This window comes from Streptomyces sp. R35 (genome assembly GCF_041053035.1).
Lineage (GTDB): Bacteria > Actinomycetota > Actinomycetes > Streptomycetales > Streptomycetaceae > Streptomyces > Streptomyces lutosisoli.
Genome location: NZ_CP163440.1, coordinates 7,207,812 through 7,226,498 on the forward strand (window position 1 = coordinate 7,207,812; position 18,687 = coordinate 7,226,498).

The following is an 18,687-nucleotide window of genomic DNA, read 5'->3' on the forward strand; positions in this document are numbered from 1 at the left end:
CAGACCCCGTGTAAGGCGGCCTGGGTCAGCGCTTGACCGCGCACAGCAGGCCGTCGCCCACCGGCAGCAGCGAGGGCACCAGCTCCTGGCTCTCGCGCACCGCGCGCAGCAGTTCGCGCAGCCGGCCGACCTCCGCGGGCTGCGGGCCCGAGTCCACCGTGCGGCCGTCCGCGAAGACGCCCTCGAAGACCACGAGCCCGCCCGGTCGCAGCAGGCGCAACGATTCAGCGAGATAGTCCAGGCACTCCAGACGGTCGCCGTCGCAGAAGACGAGGTCGTAGCCGGCGTCCGCGAGCCGGGGCAGGACGTCCAGCGCGCGACCGGGGATGAAACGGGCGCGGTTGCTGGCGAAACCGGCCGCGCGGAAGGCCTGGCGGGCGAACTGCTGGCGCTCCGGCTCCGGATCCACGGTGGTCAGTACCCCGTCCGGCCGCATGCCGTGCAGCAGATGAATCCCGGAGACGCCGGTCCCGGTCCCGATCTCCGCGACCGATTTCGCGTCCACGGTGGCGGCGAGCAACCGCAGCGCGGCGCCCGTGCCGGGCGACACCGAGCGCAGCCCTGCCTCCCGGGCCCGGTCCCGGGCCCAGCGCAGTGCTTCGTCCTCGGCGACAAAGGCGTCGGCGAACGCCCAGCTCGTCTGCCGGTTGCCGGTAATGACCCTCTCCTGTCCCCGTGGTTGCCTGGGCGTGACTGTATCCGTTGGTGCCGGGAACCCGCAGATGGGACCAGGCGTTTAGAGGGGTGGGGAAACAGAGCGGGGGAAGAGGATGGATCAGTACGTGGGGCAGGGCGCGGTGCGGGGCGGTGAGCAAGTGCTGACGCGACCATATGAGCGCGTATCAATTTCTCGTAAAACCGCTTATCCGGAGCTAACGGGCGAGGTGGCTATGGTAGGGGCTCCACTGGACACCACCAGAGCCGACAGGGGAGGTGCGGCTGCGCCTGTGGATCGAGGAGGGGTGCTGCGGCGCCTGCTCAGATCGGCGGGTGAGCCGAAATCCGTGACCGAGATCGCTGACAAGTTCCATGCTGCTGCCCCAGCGCAGACCGCGACGTTCACCACCGACGCGGAGTCGCAGGCGTGGACTCCGCCCACCTGGGAGGAGATCGTCAGCACGCACAGCGGCCGGGTCTACCGTCTCGCCTACCGCCTGACGGGCAACCAGCACGACGCCGAGGACCTCACCCAGGAAGTCTTCGTCCGCGTCTTCCGCTCGCTGTCCACGTACACGCCCGGCACCTTCGAGGGCTGGCTGCACCGCATCACCACGAACCTCTTCCTGGACATGGTGCGCCGCAAGCAGCGCATCCGCTTCGACGCCCTCGGTGACGACGCGGCCGAGCGCCTGCCCAGCCGCGAGCCGTCCCCGCAGCAGGTCTTCAACGACGCGCACTTCGACGCGGACGTCCAGCAGGCGCTGGACACCCTCGCGCCCGAGTTCCGCGCCGCCGTCGTCCTGTGCGACATCGAAGGACTGTCGTACGAGGAGATCGCCGCGACCCTGGGCGTCAAGCTCGGCACGGTCCGCAGCCGGATCCACCGCGGCCGCTCCCAGCTGCGCAAGGCCCTGGCCCACCGGTCTCCCGAGGCCCGCGCCGAGCGCCGCTCGTTCGCGGTCCGTGTACCCGTGCTGGGGGGAGGGGGCGCGACCGCGTGAGTGGATCCCGGCCCAACTCTGCCGAGCGGCCCATCACTGAGCAGCACCTCGGCGACCTACTCTCCGCCCTCGTGGACGGCGAGCTCGGTCATGAGTCGCGCGAGCGCGTCCTGGCCCACCTCGCCACCTGTGCGAAGTGCAAGGCCGAGGCGAACGCCCAGCGCCGACTGAAGAACGTGTTCGCGGAAATGGCCCCTCCGCCGCCCTCGGAGAGCTTCCTGGCCCGCCTCCAGGGGCTTCCCGGGGGAGGTGACTCCGACAGCGGTGGTTCGCGGCTGGGCGGGGGAGGATTCGGCGGCACACTCCCCGGCGGCTCAGCCGGCCCCGGCGTCACCGGAATCTTCGGAGTGAGAGGCGAACCCTTCGGGTACGTCCCCACCGGACCGCACGCCAACGTACTGCCCCCCTCCCAGGGGAGCGGCTTCCGCATCCATGACGTCAGCCGTCACGAGGCCGAGCGATCGGCCTCGCGCGGGCTGCGGTTCGCCTTCGCCGCCGCCGGTGCGGTGTCGCTGGCCGCGGTCGCGCTCGGCGGGGTGTCGACCGGAGTGCCGGGCGACACCGCGGACGCGCGCGGCGGTTCCGGCGCCGGAAGCAATGTGACGCCGATGCGTTCGCAGGGCACGGGGGCCTCCACATCCCCCGAGTCGCAGCGTCGCCGGTCCGTCGGCCCGCTGCTCGCCCAGGGCGAGCGGGCGCTCGGTGACGGTCCCGTGGCGCCGACCGAGGTGTCCGCGCCGCTGCTGCCCGGAGTCCCCGCTCCGGCGAACGCCGGCCAGGACGCCATGCACACGCTGACGACACCGGTGGTCGCCGGTGCCGCCGCGATGTCCCCGCTCATACGTCCGCTCACCGATGCCCAGCCGCTCGCACTGACCTCGTGGTCCCAGGCCCCGGATGTCACGACTCCGGGCCTGCTGGCCGCCCCCGCCGCCACCCCGTCCCCCTCTTCCTCCCCGTCCCCCACCTCCCCCTCCTCCCGTACCGTCCGCTGACCCCGCCCTCTGCGCGGCGGCCTGTGAACCTGGTTGAATCCAGGGTGGGCCGCGTCCGCAGGAGGAATCCCGGACGCGGAGTCGACAATCTGCAACAACCGTCGGCGAGTTGTGCCGCGGGCCAGGTGTGGGGAGAGCATGAACGAGGGGAAGCCCACGAAGGCGAAGTGGTGGAGCCGGCCCCGTGCGCAGAGCACGGGGCCCGACACCACCACGGATCACCTCAGGGAACCGGGCCCTTCGGGCACCCCGGGCATGGGCGCACCCGAGGGTGCGTCCGCGGGCGACTTCGAGCTGGCGCGCCCGGCGACGGTTCAGCTGGGGAGTGCGCTCCCGGCCCCCACGCAGGTCGCGGAAGACGCGAGCGCGTACGCCGACGCCCCCGCCGACAGCTCCGGCCGCTCCGATCGACCCAAGCCTCTGCACGACCCCGACCCCTACGGCACCCCGCCGTACGGTCAGCCCGGCCCCTGGGCGCCAGCCCCGCCGGTCCAGCACCCGGCGGCCACGCCCGCGCACGGGACGCACGTCCCGGCAGGCACACCGGCCCAGGCCCCGCCCTTCGATGCCCCGGCCCAGGCCGGTGCCACGCAGCAGACCGCCGGACACGGCACCCATGTGCCTCCGGCCCAGGCCCCGTCCCCGGCCCCGTACGCAGCCACCCCGCACGAAACCCCCGTACACAGCCCCCAGCCCCGTAACCCCTGGCAGAACTACGACCCCTGGGCCACCCCTGGCCCCCTCCAGCAGAACGGCGCGGTCGTCGCGAGCGTGGCGCAGCGGCGTACGCGGGCGAGGAAGGGGCTGGTGCTCGGGGCCGTGGTGCTGGCGCTGGTGTCCGGGGGCGTGGGAGGCGCCGTAGGGGCGTATCTGGAGCGGAACGGGGGGATGGGCGACGTCGAGCTGCCGCAGGCCGCCAAGGAGGCGCCGGGGCGGGCTCCGGACAGCGTGGCGGGGATCGCCGCGCACGCGCTGCCCAGCGTCGTCACCCTGCATGTGCGCGGGTCCCAGGAGGAAGGCACCGGCACCGGCTTCGTGCTCGACAGCCAGGGGCACATCCTCACCAACAACCACGTGATCGAACCGGCCGGAAGCGGCGGCGAGATATCCGTGACGTTCAGCGGCGGCGAGACCGCCAAGGCCTCGGTCGTCGGGCACGACAGCGGGTACGACCTCGCCGTCGTGAAGGTGTCGGGCGTCAGCGGACTCGAACCCATGCCGCTCGGCAACTCCGACAACGTCCAGGTCGGCGACCCCGTCGTCGCCATCGGCGCCCCCTTCGACCTGGCCAACACGGTCACCTCCGGCATCATCAGCGCCAAGGAGCGGCCCATCACGGCGGGCGGGGAGAAGGGCGACGGGAGCGACGTCTCGTACGTCGACGCCCTGCAGACCGACGCGCCCATCAACCCCGGCAACTCCGGCGGGCCCCTCCTGGACTCCAAGGCCCGTGTCATCGGCATCAACAGCGCCATCCGCTCCGCCGACAGCGGCTCGGATCTGGAGAGCGGTCAGGCCGGCTCCATCGGGCTCGGCTTCGCCATCCCCATCAACCAGGGCAAGCGCGTCGCCGAGGAGCTCATCAACACCGGCAAGGCCACCCACCCCGTGATCGGGGTCACACTCGACATGGACTACACGGGCGACGGCGCCCGGGTCGGCGCCAAGGGCAACGGCGGCGGCCCGCCGGTCACCGCCGGCGGTCCCGGCGCCGAGGCCGGCATCAAGGCGGGCGACATCATCACCCAGGTCGACGGCGAGCGCGTCCACTCGGGTGAGGAACTCATCGTGAAGACCCGCGCCCACCGCCCCGGCGACCGGCTCCAGCTGACCCTCCAGCGGGGCGGCACGGAAAAGAAGGTCACCCTGGTCCTCGGCTCCGCCGACGGCGACTGACATGAACTTCACAGCTGGGCGCAATCTCCCAGCTCCGGACGGCAAACATCGCGGAAAACCACCCACGTACAGGAACCCGGAAGCCCCTGGACAGTTCCGGACGGACAGGATCGACGGGTACCGTTGGACCCGGCCCGGACCACGGAAGACTCCCGAGGGCCGCGGACCGAGGACATCGCAAGGAGCTACCAGGTGTTCAATGACATAGGACCACTCGAGCTGGTGACGCTCGTTGTCCTCGCCGTGCTCGTCTTCGGCCCCGAGAAGCTCCCGAAGATGATCCAGGACGTCACGCGCACCATCCGCAAGATCCGTGAGTTCTCGGAGAGCGCCAAGGCGGACATCCGCGACGAACTCGGCCCGGGTTTCAAGGACTTCGAGTTCGAGGACCTCAACCCCAAGACGTTCATCCGCAAGCAGCTGGACAACGACGAGCTGGGGCTCAAGGAGATCCGCAACGGCTTCGACCTGAAGAAGGAGATGGCCGAGGTCACGGACGCGGTCCACGGCCGCGAGTCCGACACCTCGTCGTCGTCTTCTTCTTCGTCCTCCTCCACCACGGGTTCGGCCGGCGGCTCCGTCGACATGACGAAGAAGCGCGAGAAGCTCGACCCGGACGAGCGCCCGCCCTACGACGCCGACGCCACCTGAGCCGTACGACGCCGTCTCGCCGTCGTATGGCACCGTCTCCCCGTCGTACGGTGCCTCTGAAGCCGTACGCCGTCATACGAGCCGTCTCACTGCCCCGCGCGGCCTGAAATCCGGCGCGTTCGCGTCCCACGCGCCGGGCGGTTTCGCTGCTGCTCGGAGCGGTGTGGCTATGCTGCCCAGTTGTTGTGCGGACTGATAAGGACGCCCGAGGGGGGCGGGCCGCCCGGTCCGACGAGAGCGAGGAGGCGTCCGGGCAGATGGAGACGACAAGTCGGGTAGGCGCGCAGGCGCCGGCCGCGGAGGGCGGACAACAGGTCCCCTCCGCCCGGCGCACGGTCGACGGCTACCTGCTGGCGCCCTTCCCTTGGTACGGCCTCGACGAGGCCTTCACGGGGCCGCGCTGGCTGATGCAGGTCGGTACCTCGGCGGACGGTGCCGTCGAGCACGGTTCGATCGGGCACGGCGACGAGCCCTCGGTGCGCGGTGAGTCGACCGAGGACAAGGAACGCTTCGCGGTGGTCGTCACCGTCGCGGCCAGCCCCGTACGCCGCAGCGCGGACGGTACGGGTCTGCTGGAGGCCACCTCGGTGTCCTCCGCGGCCTGGCTGGCCGGTGTGGGGCTGCTGGCCTTCACCTGGCCCGGCCAGATGGACCACACCCTGCGGGACGACTGGCTGGACCAGCAGACCGAGACCGCGTGGGTTCTGGCCGACGATCTGGACGGCGCGGACTGGTCCTCGCTGTCCCTTCCCGTGGACGGTGTCCCCACGCCCTTCCACTACCGCGAGTCCGAGTTCGGGTGGGTTCTCGCGGGTTCCACGCAGGAGGGCGTCCATGTGGGCGCGTATGGGCGGGGGATGAGTGCTTATGGGCTGGGGTTCGCCATGATCAAGGACATCGGCGCGTACGCCTAGGCGGCGGGCAACGCGGGAAGGGGGCGCCGTCCTGGTGGATGGCGCCCCCTTCGTTGTGCGAGGCCGTTGAACTGCGGGTGGTTCGTTGGCCGCGGGCCGGTGGGGGCTGCTCGCGCAGTTCCCCGCGCCCCTAAAAGATGCGCCGTTCCCCGCGCCCCTTATAGGGCGCCACTTACCCGGCGTCTAGAACCGTCTAGAACTTGTTCCTCGGGGTGATGCCCAGCGACATGCCCGACAGGCCCCGGGCGCGGCCGCCCAGCTTGCCCGCGATGGCGCGGAGGGCGGAGCCGGCCGGGGAGTCCGGGTCTGTCAGGACGACCGGCTTGCCCTCGTCGCCGCCCTCGCGGAGGCGGACGTCGATGGGGATGGAGCCGAGGACCGGGACGGTGGCGCCGGTGGTGCGGGTGAGGCCGTCGGCGACGGTCTGGCCGCCGCCCGTGCCGAAGACGTCGACCATCTCGTCGCAGTGCGGGCAGGGCAGGCCGGACATGTTCTCGACCACGCCGACGATCTTCTGGTGGGTCTGGACGGCGATGGAGCCCGCGCGCTCGGCGACCTCCGCAGCGGCCTGCTGGGGGGTCGTCACCACCAGGATCTCCGCGTTCGGGACCAGCTGGGCCACCGAGATCGCGATGTCGCCCGTGCCCGGCGGAAGGTCGAGCAGGAGCACGTCCAGGTCGCCCCAGAACACGTCCGCCAGGAACTGCTGGAGGGCGCGGTGGAGCATCGGGCCGCGCCAGACCACCGGGGCGTTGCCCGGGGTGAACATGCCGATGGAGATGACCTTCACGCCGTGCGCCGACGGCGGCATGATCATGTTCTCGACCTGGGTCGGACGGCCGTCCGCGCCGAGCATGCGGGGCACCGAGTGACCGTAGATGTCGGCGTCGACGACACCGACCTTGAGGCCGTCGGCCGCCATCGCCGCCGCCAGGTTCACGGTCACCGAGGACTTGCCGACGCCGCCCTTGCCGGAGGCGACCGCGTACACGCGGGTGAGGGAGCCCGGCCTGGCGAAGGGCACCTCGCGCTCGGCCTGGCCGCCGCGCAGCGCGGTCGTCAGCTCCTTGCGCTGCTCGTCGCTCATCACGTCCAGGGTCACGTCGACGCGCGTGACGCCCTCGACCTTCGAGACCGCCTCCGTCACGTTCTTCGTGATGGTCTCGCGCATCGGGCAGCCGGTGACGGTCAGATATACGGTGACCGCGACCGCACCATCCGCACCGATCTCCACCGATTTGACCATCCCCAGCTCGGTGATGGGTCGCTGGATCTCGGGGTCGTTCACCGTCGCCAGTGCTTCGCGCACCGCGTCTTCCGTAGCCATAAGGACGATGGTACGGCGCCCGGCGGGGGGCCCGGAAAGCCCCGTCAGCGGTCTTCTACGTCACGTCCGCGCGGGCGATCCGCCGGAACTGTCGGGAATACCACCTGACCGTCGCGCCGGTGCTCCTCCATCTCCTTGATCAGGTCCTGCAACTCGGAGCGGATCCAGTCCCGGGTGGCGACCTCGCCCAGGCCGACACGCAGCGAGGCGATCTCGCGGGTGAGGTACTCGGTGTCCGCGATGGACCGCTCGTTCTGCTTGCGGTCCTGTTCGAGATTGACCCGGTCACGGTCGTCCTGGCGGTTCTGCGCGAGCAGGATCAGCGGGGCGGCGTACGAGGCCTGGAGCGACAGCATCAGCGTCAGGAAGATGAACGGATAGTTGTCGAAGCGCAGGCCGCCCGGCGCGAAGATGTTCCACACCACCCACAGGATGATGACGACCGTCATCCAGACGATGAACCGTCCGGTGCCCAGGAAGCGGGCGATCCGCTCCGACAGCCGCCCGAAGGCCTCCGGGTCCCACTCGGGCACCAGTCTGCGCCGGGGCGGCATCGGCTGGTCGAGCCGGGTGCGCGGTCTGGTGGTCGCGGTGGCCCCGGTGGCGGCCCGTTCGCGGGCGTCGGCGCGTCCGCCCACCCGCTCGCGGCCGTCCCGTCCCTCACGCCCGTCGCGCTCAGGCGCCATGGGGAGCCTCCTCTTCGAGGTGGAACTCCGTCTCGCGCCAGTCCTCGGGCAGCATGTGGTCCAGTACGTCGTCCACGGTCACCGCGCCGAGCAGCGAGCCGCTCTCGTCGACGACCGGCGCCGCGACCATGTCGTACGTCGCGAAGAACCCGACGACGACGGGCAGTGCGGCCTCCGGGTCCAGCGGCTGGAGGTCGTCGTCGACGAGCGCGCCGACCAGCGTGAACGGCGGGTCGCGCAGAAGCCGCTGGAAGTGGACGGTGCCCAGGTACTTGCCGGTCGGTGTCTCGTCCGGCGGGCGGCACACGTACACCTGGGCGGCGAGCGCGGGGGAGAGGTCGGGGTTGCGGACCCGGGCGAGCGCGTCGGCGACCGTCGCGTCGGGCCGCAGCACGATCGGCTCCGTGGTCATGAGACCGCCGGCGGTCTTCTCCTCGTACGCCATCAGCCGCCGTACGTCGGCCGCCTCGTCGGGCTGCATCAGCGTCAGCAGCCGCTCCACGTCCGCGGCGGGCAGTTCGGCGAGCAGGTCGGCCGCGTCGTCCGGGTCCATCGCCTCCAGGACGTCGGCCGCGCGTTCCTCCTTGAGCTTGCCGAGGATCTCGATCTGATCGTCCTCGGGGAGTTCTTCGAGGACATCGGCGAGGCGGTCGTCGTCGAGCGCGGCGGCGACCTCTCCGCGCCGTTTCGGGGAGAGGTGGTGCAGTACGTTCGCGAGGTCGGCCGGGCGCAGCTGCTCGAAGGTGGCGAGCAGGCTTTCGGCGCCCTGTCCGTGCTCCTCCAGCGAGAACCCGGTGACGGCGGACCAGCTGACGGTCAGGGTCTCGCCCTTGGCGCGCCGGAAGGCCCCGGCGCGCCCCTTGCGCACGAAGACCTTGCCGATCTCCCAGTCCCTGCGGGCCGGCAGCTGCTGGATCGACACGTCGAGCACGGTCACCTCCTCGTCCGTCTCGACGAGGTGTACGCGCCGGTCGAGCAGTTCGCCGAAGACGAGCCGCTCGGTGGGCCGCTGCTCGAACCGGCGCACGTTCAGTACGCCGGTGGTGATGACCTGGCCGGACTCGATGCCGGTCACCCGGGTCATGGGCAGGAAGATCCGGCGGCGCGTGGACAGCTCGACGACGAGGCCGAGCAGCCGGGGCGGCTGCCGCCGGACGCGCAGCATGGCGACGAGGTCCCGCACCCGGCCCACCTGGTCGCCGTTCGGGTCGAAGACGGCGACACCGGCGAGGTGCGAGACGAAGATCCGGGGGGCGCTTGCGGCCATGCCCGCGCCTCCGTTCCGTTCTGTCCTGCCGTGTCCTGGCCTGTCCGCTCGGGTGGGCTTCAGGCTAGCCCGTCCCGGTCGGATACGCCCTGGTGAGCGGTCCGGACGGACTGCCTCCGCCGGGCGCGGGCGGCACCGGTACGCTGCCGTACGCCGCCAAGGACCCCCGCACGAAAGGCAGCCCCACCTGTGACTGCAATTCCCCTGGGCCGAACCCGCAGGGCCGCACTGGTGAGCGCGATGTGCGCACTGGTCGTGACGGGGGCGGGGCTGACGGGGTGCAGTAGCGAGGATCCGGACGCGGGCACGAACGGGGTGGGGAAGCTGCCCGCCGCCACCATCCAGGCGAAGACGAAGAAGGCGGCCGAGGCCGCGGACACGGTACGGCTCTCCGGAACCGTCGTGACCAACGGGACCACGTACACCCTCGACATGCGCCTCAAAGCCGACGGCGGCTCCGGCTCGGTCACCTCGAAGGGGGCGACCTTCCGGCTGCTGCGGGTCGGCAAGCACCTTTTCCTGAAGGCCAACGCCGAGTTCTGGACCCACCAGGACGGCAAGAGCGACAACAGCTCGGCGGACACCGCGGCCGCCAAGAAGCTGGAGGGCATGTATGTGAAGGTCCCGACGGGCGACCCCGCCTACAAGCGCTTCAGCGGCTTCACCGACAAGGACGTCCTCCTGGACGGTCTGCTGACCCTGCATGGCAGCCTCGCCACGGACGGCCATCACGTGCAGTCCGGCGTCCGCACCATCCGCATCACCGCCGGCAAGGGCTCCGGCGGCTCCCTCGACGTCTCCCTGAACGGAACCCCGTACCCCCTCCTGCTGGTCCGGGCGGGCAACGCCGGAACCCTCCGGCTCACCGACTGGGGCAAGGACTTCGCCCTGGAGGAGCCCGGCAAGAAGGAGACGGTGGACTACGGCCAGCAGCTGCCCACGTCCTAGACGGCCGTGGCCGTCTCAGTGGCGCTTGCGCTTCTTCTTGAGGAGGAGGCGGGGCAGGGCCGCCGGGATCGGCTGCCGGGTGGTCGCCGGGGTCGGCAGCGGCGGCTCGGCGAGCGAGCCGTCGGGCAGTTCGGCGATGGCGCCCGACGGCTCCAGGCGCAGCACCCGGCACTCACGGGCCCAGCGCTCGGGCATGGCCTCGCCGTCGGGCGCGTTCAGGCGCTTGCCCTTGAGCTCGGCGACGGCGGCCTCCCACTCCGGGGAGGCGGGGGTCAGCTCCACGACCTTCGCGGACCAGGAGACGAGACGTCCGCCCTTGTCCTTGCTGCGTACGGTGACGACCGCGCCGCCCCCGTCGACCAGACCTGGCAGCGGCTGCTCGCCGGGCCCGTCCCCGATCAGACAGGCCGCGCCGTCGTGCCACACGTGCCACAGGGCGCGCGAGGGCAGCTCCTGCCCCTGGGTACCGGCCGTCGGTTCCCCGGCGCCCCGTACCCAGATCAGCCCGGACTTCTTCGTGGCCTCCTCGACGAGGGCCTGGTCCATCAAAAGGGGCGCCGCGAAGCGGCTCGTTGAGGGGTGGTGGTCGGGCGAGGGGCTGGCCTGTTCCGTCATACGGCCAAGACTATCCAGCCCGTGTTCACAGCCAGCCGTTGCGCTTCAGGATGCGGTGGATCGAGAGGCAGAGGCCGACCGTGATGCCCATGACGACCGGGTATCCGTAGCGCGCGTGCAGCTCCGGCATGTACTTGAAGTTCATGCCGTAGACGCCGCAGACCATCGTCGGTACGGCGATGATCGCGGCCCAGGACGTGATCTTGCGCATGTCCTCGTTCTGCGCGACGGAGGCCTGGGCGAGGTTGGCCTGGAGGATGGAGTTGAGCAGCTCGTCGAAGCCGAGGACCTGCTCCTGCACCCGGGCGAGGTGGTCGGCGACGTCCCGGAAGTACTTCTGGATGTCGGGGTCGATCAGCCGCATCGGCCGCTCGCTCAGCAGCTGCATGGGGCGCAGCAGCGGCGACACCGCCCGCTTGAACTCCAGTACCTCGCGCTTGAGTTGGTAGATCTGACCGGCGTCGGTGCCGCGCGGCGTGCCCTTGCGGCCCGGCGAGAACACCTCGGTCTCGACCTCGTCGATGTCGTCCTGCACGGCGTCCGCGACCGCGATGTACCCGTCGACGACGTGGTCGGCGATCGCGTGCAGCACGGCGGAGGGGCCCTTGGCGAGCAGCTCCGGGTCGTCCTGGAGCCGGTGGCGCAGCGCCCGCAGCGAGCCCTGCCCGCCGTGCCGGACGGTGATGAAGAAGTCCCGTCCGGTGAAGCACATGACCTCGCCGGTCTCCACGACCTCGCTGGTGGCGGTCAGTTGGTCGTGCTCCACGTAGTGGATGGTCTTGAAGACGGTGAACAGGGAGTCGTCGTAGCGCTCCAGCTTGGGCCGCTGGTGGGCCTGGACGGCGTCCTCGACGGCCAGCGGGTGCAGCCCGAACTCCCGGGCGATACCGGCGAATTCGGCCTCGGTCGGCTCGTGCAGACCGATCCACACGAAGCCGCCGTCGCGGTGCACCTGACGCATCGCCTCGTGCGGCGTCAGCGGCTCGCGGGTCTCGACACGGGCGCCGTCCCGGTAGACGGCGCAGTCGACCACGGCCGACGGGGTCCCGGGGTCACGGGTGGTGTCGTACGAGCCGCTGTCCTTGCTGCGCAGCGAGGGGCGGGGGCGGACCGCGGCACGCAGGTCACGGATCATCGACATGGCAGGCTCCTTCTCGCAACGGAGGCGGCCGGCGACGGTTGAAACTACCCGGAATGGGGACGTCCTGACTGCGGATGTTTGGTACGTCCACAAAGCGGGGAGCACCGCACCGTCGCGGTGGCAGCTTCGCTACTGATTCAGATCAGACAGATCAGGCGGAAACGAAGCGCTCTTCCGTGGTGCACCGGGACAACGCTGACACGTATGCACACGTTTGCGGGAGGCAGTAGCCAGCAAGACCCAAGAAGCGGAACCAGCTACAGAACTCAGCGACCGGAAGAGCGGGTGGTACTGCACGGTCGACTTCGGTCCATTGCAGCCCCACCTCCTCCGGTCGGTCCCCCGTGAGGGACGAGCCATCCCCCGAAGGGGAGTCTGTCTCCCTCCAAAGGGGAGCCAGATCAGTCTCAGTGCGTCGGAGCTTGAGAGCGACGCTTCTGCGTGCTGCCCCGACCAGCGGCCAAGACTATCAGCGCACTGAAGCGTCAAGCCGCCGCTTTGCCCGTTGTTGACCGCGGGGTGCGGTGCGCTCCTTGGGAATTGACGCAGCCTATGCTCGGCGCATGGCTGATGTTCTTCCACTGGTCGAGGCCCGTTTGCGCTCCGCGCTGGGCGAACCCGACGCGCGGGCCGCGGTCACCTTTCTCGGCACCGACCGCATCGAAGTGTTGCGCTTCACGGACGGCGACATCGTCCGCTACGCGACGCTCGGCATGTCCGCCCAGCCGATGGCGGACCCCACGGTGGTCCTCGCCGACCCGGTGAAGGGTCCGCGCGCCGAGCTCATCCTCTCGGTGCGCGCGGGCGTCGTCGACACCGACAAGGTGCTCAGGCCGCTCGCCGTGCTCGGCGCGTCCCCGCAGGTCGAGGGCCTGGTGGTGTCTTCGGGTGCCTCGCTCGACGTGGGCGAACCCCTGTGGCCCGGCGCGCCGTTCACCTCCGTCCTGGTCGCGGAGTCCGGCGGCCTGGTGGAGGACCTGGAGCTGGACGCCCCCGCCGATCCCGTACGTTTCCTGCCGCTGCTCCCGATGACGCCCAACGAGGCCGCGTGGAAGCGCGTGCACGGCGCGGGTGCCCTCCAGGAGCGCTGGCTGAACGGCGGAACGGACCTGCGCGATCCACTGCGCAAGTCCGTTCCCCTGGACTGAGCCGGGCTCAGAACCCTGGCCTGAACGGGTCAGTTGGCGAACACGGCGACACTGTCCTCGGTGGCGTGCCGGGGCTGAAGCTCCTCGGCGATGGGGGTCCCCCCGCTCGAGCGCAGCCGAGAGTGGGGGAGGGTGAGCGCGTTCCGCCGTACGAAGACCACCACGGCGCCGAGCACCGCAGTGACGGCCGCGACCACGAACGGGATGTGGATGTTGCTCCACTCCTCGATCTTCGGCGCGAAGTACGGGGCCGCCGCCGCGGCGAACCAGCGCACGAAGTTGTAGCCGGCGCTCGCCACCGGGCGCGGTGCGTCCGACACGCCCAGCGCCAGCTCGGTGTAGACCGTGTTGTTCACGCCGATGAACGCACCGGACAGGATCGTGCAGACGACGGCGGTGGTGTGGCTGCCGTACCCGAGCACGAGGACATCGGCGGCGAGCAGCACCAGCGAACCGCCGAGCACCTTGAGCGAGCCGAACCGCGCTTGCAGACGCGGGGCCACGAGCACCGAGAAGACCGCCAGCAGCACACCCCACGCGAAGAACACGGCACCCGACTTGTACGGGGTCATGTTCAGCACGAACGGGGTGAAGGCCAGCACGGTGAAGAACGTGTAGTTGTAGAAGAACGACGAGACGGCCGCCGAGGCGAGTCCGCCGTGGCCGAGCGCCTTGACCGGGTCGAGCAGGGACGTCTTCTTCGCGGGCCTCGGCTGCTCCTTCAGGAACGCCGTGATGCACAGGAAGCCGACCGCCATCAGGAACGCGGTGCCGAAGAACGGGTAGCGCCAGCTGGCGTCACCGAGCAGCGCGCCCAGCAGCGGCCCGCACGCCATGCCGAGGCCGAGCGCCGACTCGTACAGCAGGATCGCCGCGGCGCTGCCGCCGGCCGCCGCGCCGACGATGACCGCGAGGGCGGTCGAGACGAAGAGGGCGTTGCCGAGGCCCCAGCCGGCCCGGAAGCCGACGAGTTCGCCGACCGAGCCGGAGGTGCCCGCGAGCCCCGCGAAGACCACGACGAGCGCCAGGCCGAGCAGCAGGGTCTTCTTGCCGCCGATGCGGCTGGAGACGAAGCCGGTCACCAGCATCGCGACGGCGGTGATCAGGAAGTACGAGGTGAAGAGCAGCGAGACCTGGCTCGGTGTGGCGTCCAGGCCCTTGGCGATGGACGGCAGGATCGGGTCGACGAGCCCGATGCCCATGAAGGCGACGACGGACGCCCCCGCGGTTGCCCAGACGGCCTTCGGCTGACGCAGGATGCCGCCGGCTCCGGCGGCTCCGTCCTCGAACGGGTCGGCTTCGGTCGGCCCTCCTGTACTGACTCCTGGGGTGGTGCGCATACGTGGTCCTCGCAGTCCTCGACGAGATCGTTGCTGTATGCACATAATAAGTTAGCCGACCTAATTAATGCAAGTGCCATCTAGTTCTCAGGTGTGACAGGCACACGCCGGACGGGTGATCGTCCTTGACGCGGCGAAGGACGGGGAGGACCGTTGAGCCCTATGAGGGGCGAACCCAGTTGCCCGAAGTGTGGTGGCCGGGTCAGGGCTCCCGGCATCTTTGCCGACTCCTGGCAGTGCGATGTGCACGGGACCGTGCATCCACTGCAGCCCGTGATCCCGCCCAGCGTCGAGGCCCTCGGTGTGGTCGTGCATCACGCCCGGGTACCGGTGTGGATGCCGTGGCCGCTGCCGGTCGGCTGGCTGTTCACCGGTGCGACGTTCGCCGGTGACGACCGCAGCGGCGGGCGCGCGACCGCCGTCGCCTGCTCGGGTCCCGGCCCGCTCGGTGGCGTGGGGGAGCTGATCCTCGTCGCCGAAGAGCTCGGCGTCGGCCTCGGCGCGCGGTACGCGGGCCTCGACGGGCCCGACCCCGGCCCGCACATGAGTGTCGAGAAACCGCCCCAGGCGAAGGTCCTCGCGGCCGGCCGTCCGACCCCGCTCTGGCATGTCGCCGACACCCCCGACGACCGCGCCGTCTTCGCGGGCGAGGCGCTCGGGCTGTGGCTGTGGGCGGTCGTGTGGCCCGAGCAGTCCGGGCTGCTGATGTACGACGAGCTGGTGCTGACGGATCTGCGGGACGCGGGGGCGGAGATGGATCTGCTGCCGTGCGGGGCGTTGTCGCCGCGGATTCTTGAGCCGTAGCGCTCCGCTGGGCCGGGCGGTGTGGGCGGTGGGGTGTCTGGAGGTGCTGGGTGTGTGCGGGGCGCTCACAGTGAGCTCGTAGGGGGTTCGTAGGGGGCGCTCGGTCATTTCAGGTGTGACAGGGGAGCGTGGAATTCCCGTTATCCTTGGGTGTCCCCTTCCGTACCGTCACCGCCTGGAGTCCGCGTAGTGCGCATCGATCTGCACGCCCACTCCACCGCTTCCGACGGTACGGACACCCCGGCCGAGCTGGTGCGGAACGCTGCCGCCGCCGGTCTGGACGTCGTCGCGCTGACCGACCACGACACCACCCGGGGATACGCCGAGGCGATCGACGCGCTGCCCGAGGGGCTCACCCTCGTCACCGGCGCCGAGCTCTCCTGCCGTATCGACGGCATCAGCATGCACATGCTGGCCTACCTGTTCGACCCCGAGGAGCCCACGCTGCTCGCCGAGCGCGAGCTGGTGCGGGACGACCGCGTGCCGCGCGCCCGGGGCATGATCGCCAAGCTCCAGGAACTCGGCGTGCCGATCACCTGGGAGCAGGTGGCGCGCATCGCGGGCGACGGATCGGTGGGGCGGCCGCATGTCGCGTCCGCGCTGGTCGAGCTGGGCGTCGTGGACAGCGTCTCCGACGCGTTCACCGAGGAGTGGCTGGCCGACGGCGGCCGCGCCTACGTTCCCAAGCACGAGACCGACCCGTTCGAGGCCATCCGGCTGATCAAGGGCGCGGGCGGCGTCGCCGTCTTCGCGCACCCGGCCGCCGCCAAGCGGGGCCGGACCGTGCCGGAGTCCGTGATAGCGGAGCTGTCCGCCGCCGGGCTCGACGGCATCGAGGTCGACCACATGGACCACGAGCCGGCCACCCGGGCGCGGCTGCGCGGACTCGCGGCCGACCTGGGGCTGCTCGCCACGGGATCCTCCGACTACCACGGCAGCCGCAAGACATGCGTGCTCGGGGAGTACACGACGGACCCCGAGGTGTACGGGGAGATCACCCGGCGGGCCACCGGGGCGTTCCCGGTGCCGGGCGCCGGCGGAGCCCCGCGCGCCTAGTACCGCCGCCGCGTACTTACTTCTGCCGCGCACGTCCCGGATCCGGGGCGTGCCGTTCGTTTCGCCGCGTTCCGCCATGTTCCACCATGGTCCGCGGCTTCTCCCGCGTTCTGCCGCGTCCAGTCCCGCCGCGCGCGCCGACCGCCTGCCCACAGCGGTAACCCCCGCTTTCACCACCCTCCGCAAGGCCATTCACCGTGTTCGACGTCGCCGTCTTCGGCTCCCTGTTCCTCACCCTTTTCGTCATCATGGATCCCCCCGGGATCACCCCGATCTTCCTCGCCCTCACCGCCGGACGCCCCGCCAAGGTGCAGAAGCGGATGGCCTTCCAGGCCGTCTGCGTGGCGGGTGGCGTGATCGTCGTCTTCGGGCTGCTCGGGCACCAGATCCTGAACTACCTGCATGTCTCCGTGCCCGCGCTGATGATCGCGGGCGGGCTGCTGCTCCTGCTGATCGCCCTCGACCTGCTGACCGGCAAGACGGACGAGCCGAAGCAGACCAAGGACGTCAACGTCGCTCTCGTACCGCTGGGCATGCCGCTGCTCGCGGGCCCGGGCGCGATCGTGTCCGTGATCCTGGCGGTGCAGAAGGCCGACACGGTCGCCACCCAGGTGTCGGTGTGGACCGCGATCCTCGCCATCCATGTCGTGCTGTGGGTGGTCATGCGCTACTCGCTGCTGATCATCCGCGTCATCAAGGACGGCGGTGTCGTGCTGGTGACCCGCCTCGCGGGCATGATGCTCTCCGCGATCGCCGTGCAGCAGATCATCAACGGGGTCACGCAGGTGATCCAGAGCAGCTGACCGGCCCCCATGTACACACGCAGAGCCCCGCACGGCATCCGTAGCCGTGCGGGGCTCTGAAGTATGAATCCGGAGTGCGACTCTGGAAGTCAAAGCCAGAGTCGGTCCGAAGTCTGAAGATGTGTCCGCGGTGTTATGAGGCGGACGAGTCGGCCGGGCGGATCCACAGTCGCTGCCCGATGGCGGCGGCCTGCTGAACGATCCCGTTGACGGAGGCGGCGTCTACAACGGTGCTGTCCACGGGCGTACCGTCGACATCGTCGAGTCGCATGATTTCGAAGCGCATGGGCTTCTCCCTTCGTCTGGTCATCCTCCTGAGGAGAACTACTGGTGGTGGCTGCGTGAGGCGTCGGTGCCCCCGCTTCCGTCGTATTCAACGGGGTGCGTGTTACAAACATTCCCTACGCTAAGGAAATTTTTCGAGAACCTAATTACCCACTGGTAAGTGATGTGGCGGAGACTGAACGGGGCCAGTTGTGTTCGCAGCGTGACCGCCGGGACAATGGAAGTGATGAACGACGACCTCGCGGCGCTCGGCGCCCGCATCGACCGCACGAACGAGCTGCTGCAGCGCATGCTCGCCGAGGTGGCGAAGACGCCCTCGACCCATGCGATCTTCGTCGATGCCGGATATCTGTACGCGGCGGCGGGGCGGCTGGTCGCCGGGACGGAGGACCGCCGCTCCTTCGACCTGGACACCGAAGGCCTCATCGAGGCGCTCATCGACCGGGCCCGCACGATCTTCGCGGACAGCCGGCTGCTGCGCGTCTACTGGTACGACGGCGCACGGCGCCGCATCCACACCGCGGAACAGCAGGCGATCGCCGAACTCCCCGACGTGAAGGTCCGGTTGGGCAACCTGAACGCCAACAACCAGCAAAAAGGCGTCGATTCACTCATCCGCTCCGACCTGGAGTCCCTCGCCCGGCACCGCGCCATCAGCGACGCCGCGCTGCTCGGCGGCGACGAGGACCTGGTGTCGGCGGTCGAGGCGGCGCAGGGGTACGGGGCGCGGGTCCACCTGTGGGGCATCGAGGCGCCCGAGGGCCGCAATCAGGCCGAGCCGCTGCTCTGGGAAGTCGACAGCCAGCGGACCTTCGACCTCGACTTCTTCAAGCCGTACGTGTCACGGCGGACCGGCCTCTCCTACGACGCGACGGCCGCGGCCCGGCCCACACGGGAGGACGTGCGCTTCGTGGGCGCGCAGGTCGCCGCGAAGTGGCTGGCCGCGCGGGGCCGCGAATCGCTCGTGGAACTGCTGCCCGGGCACCCCTACCTCCCCGGCTCGGTCGACCAGGATCTGCTGGTCGAGGCCGAGGGGCTGCTCCAGTACTCCCTGCGGGGACAGGCGGATCTGCGCCGCGCGCTCCGGGACGGCTTCTGGGATCACTTGCAGGCGCAGTACTAGTCGCCTGAGCTGCCTGGTCGCCTAGCC

At 70.4% G+C, this 18,687-nt stretch carries 19 protein-coding genes; 11 read left to right on the top strand and 8 right to left on the bottom strand.

All coding sequences use genetic code 11. The features are described 5' to 3' along the window. Positions 1-25: 25 nt before the first annotated feature. On the bottom strand, positions 26-724 hold the full coding sequence (locus AB5J50_RS32785) for an O-methyltransferase (protein WP_327435202.1): 699 nt from the start codon (positions 722-724) through the stop codon (positions 26-28). A 238-nt stretch (positions 725-962) separates the two neighbouring features. Here AB5J50_RS32785 and sigE point away from each other — a divergent pair, with 238 nt between their 5' ends. The 5 genes from sigE (at position 963) to AB5J50_RS32810 (ending at position 6,117) form a co-directional block, all read left to right on the top strand. After that, the gene (gene sigE, locus AB5J50_RS32790) at positions 963-1,661 is read left to right on the top strand and encodes an RNA polymerase sigma factor SigE (RefSeq protein ID WP_327435203.1); all 699 of its coding nucleotides are present in this window, start codon (positions 963-965) and stop codon (positions 1,659-1,661) included. After that, positions 1,658-2,656, top strand: coding sequence for an anti-sigma factor (locus AB5J50_RS32795; protein WP_369261857.1), 999 nt, complete (start codon positions 1,658-1,660; stop codon positions 2,654-2,656). Before sigE ends, AB5J50_RS32795 begins: the two co-directional genes overlap by 4 nt. Before the next feature lie 138 nt (positions 2,657-2,794). Further along, the gene (locus AB5J50_RS32800) at positions 2,795-4,552 is read left to right on the top strand and encodes a trypsin-like peptidase domain-containing protein (RefSeq protein WP_369261859.1); all 1,758 of its coding nucleotides are present in this window, start codon (positions 2,795-2,797) and stop codon (positions 4,550-4,552) included. Positions 4,553-4,744: 192 nt separating this feature from the next. After that, positions 4,745-5,203 carry a sec-independent translocase gene (locus AB5J50_RS32805; protein ID WP_369261861.1) on the top strand — a complete coding sequence of 153 codons (459 nt, stop codon included), beginning with the start codon at positions 4,745-4,747 and terminating at the stop codon, positions 5,201-5,203. Between the two features lie 257 nt (positions 5,204-5,460). After that, a complete protein-coding gene (locus tag AB5J50_RS32810) occupies positions 5,461-6,117 on the top strand; it encodes a hypothetical protein (protein WP_327431527.1) in 657 nt (218 codons plus the stop codon). A gap of 193 nt (positions 6,118-6,310) precedes the next feature. Here the strand turns inward: AB5J50_RS32810 and AB5J50_RS32815 are convergent, their stop codons facing one another. From AB5J50_RS32815 to AB5J50_RS32825, 3 genes are read right to left on the bottom strand one after another with little or no spacing between them, the layout of a single operon-like run. Next, on the bottom strand, positions 6,311-7,444 hold the full coding sequence (locus AB5J50_RS32815; protein ID WP_369261863.1) for an Mrp/NBP35 family ATP-binding protein: 1,134 nt from the start codon (positions 7,442-7,444) through the stop codon (positions 6,311-6,313). 44 nt (positions 7,445-7,488) lie between these two features. Next, complete coding sequence (locus AB5J50_RS32820; RefSeq protein WP_369261865.1) at positions 7,489-8,130, bottom strand: DUF1003 domain-containing protein; 642 nt, start codon at positions 8,128-8,130, stop codon at positions 7,489-7,491. Then, complete coding sequence (locus AB5J50_RS32825; RefSeq protein WP_369261867.1) at positions 8,120-9,397, bottom strand: CBS domain-containing protein; 1,278 nt, start codon at positions 9,395-9,397, stop codon at positions 8,120-8,122. The genes AB5J50_RS32820 and AB5J50_RS32825 overlap by 11 nt, the downstream gene beginning before the upstream one ends. Before the next feature lie 189 nt (positions 9,398-9,586). On the opposite strand from AB5J50_RS32825, the gene AB5J50_RS32830 reads away from it, so the two are divergent. Then, positions 9,587-10,345: a hypothetical protein gene (locus AB5J50_RS32830; RefSeq protein ID WP_369261868.1), complete on the top strand. Its 759-nt coding sequence runs from the start codon at positions 9,587-9,589 to the stop codon at positions 10,343-10,345. A 15-nt stretch (positions 10,346-10,360) separates the two neighbouring features. Here AB5J50_RS32830 and AB5J50_RS32835 read toward each other — a convergent pair whose 3' ends face one another. Next, a complete protein-coding gene (locus AB5J50_RS32835) occupies positions 10,361-10,891 on the bottom strand; it encodes a hypothetical protein (RefSeq protein WP_369265581.1) in 531 nt (176 codons plus the stop codon). A 94-nt stretch (positions 10,892-10,985) separates the two neighbouring features. Beyond that, the gene (locus AB5J50_RS32840; protein WP_327431533.1) at positions 10,986-12,101 is read right to left on the bottom strand and encodes a magnesium and cobalt transport protein CorA; all 1,116 of its coding nucleotides are present in this window, start codon (positions 12,099-12,101) and stop codon (positions 10,986-10,988) included. Positions 12,102-12,664: 563 nt separating this feature from the next. Between AB5J50_RS32840 and AB5J50_RS32845 the strand changes: the two genes are divergently transcribed. Then, the gene (locus tag AB5J50_RS32845) at positions 12,665-13,249 is read left to right on the top strand and encodes a suppressor of fused domain protein (protein WP_369261870.1); all 585 of its coding nucleotides are present in this window, start codon (positions 12,665-12,667) and stop codon (positions 13,247-13,249) included. Positions 13,250-13,278: 29 nt separating this feature from the next. On the opposite strand, the gene AB5J50_RS32850 is transcribed toward AB5J50_RS32845, so the two are convergent. Beyond that, on the bottom strand, positions 13,279-14,589 hold the full coding sequence (locus AB5J50_RS32850; RefSeq protein WP_369261872.1) for an MFS transporter: 1,311 nt from the start codon (positions 14,587-14,589) through the stop codon (positions 13,279-13,281). Between the two features lie 162 nt (positions 14,590-14,751). Here AB5J50_RS32850 and AB5J50_RS32855 point away from each other — a divergent pair, with 162 nt between their 5' ends. The 3 genes from AB5J50_RS32855 (at position 14,752) to AB5J50_RS32865 (ending at position 17,252) form a co-directional block, all read left to right on the top strand. Continuing rightward, positions 14,752-15,393, top strand: coding sequence for a DUF6758 family protein (locus AB5J50_RS32855; RefSeq protein ID WP_369261874.1), 642 nt, complete (start codon positions 14,752-14,754; stop codon positions 15,391-15,393). A gap of 189 nt (positions 15,394-15,582) precedes the next feature. Continuing rightward, positions 15,583-16,449 (top strand): PHP domain-containing protein, encoded by an 867-nt coding sequence (locus AB5J50_RS32860; protein ID WP_369261876.1) that lies wholly within the window; start codon positions 15,583-15,585, stop codon positions 16,447-16,449. A gap of 197 nt (positions 16,450-16,646) precedes the next feature. Beyond that, entirely contained in the window at positions 16,647-17,252 is a 606-nt protein-coding gene (locus AB5J50_RS32865) for a MarC family protein (protein ID WP_330307146.1), read from the top strand. A 133-nt stretch (positions 17,253-17,385) separates the two neighbouring features. On the opposite strand, the gene AB5J50_RS32870 is transcribed toward AB5J50_RS32865, so the two are convergent. Beyond that, the gene (locus AB5J50_RS32870) at positions 17,386-17,538 is read right to left on the bottom strand and encodes a hypothetical protein (protein WP_327431539.1); all 153 of its coding nucleotides are present in this window, start codon (positions 17,536-17,538) and stop codon (positions 17,386-17,388) included. 216 nt (positions 17,539-17,754) lie between these two features. Here AB5J50_RS32870 and AB5J50_RS32875 point away from each other — a divergent pair, with 216 nt between their 5' ends. Continuing rightward, positions 17,755-18,660 carry an NYN domain-containing protein gene (locus AB5J50_RS32875; protein ID WP_369265582.1) on the top strand — a complete coding sequence of 302 codons (906 nt, stop codon included), beginning with the start codon at positions 17,755-17,757 and terminating at the stop codon, positions 18,658-18,660. The last annotated feature ends 27 nt before the right edge of the window (positions 18,661-18,687 follow it).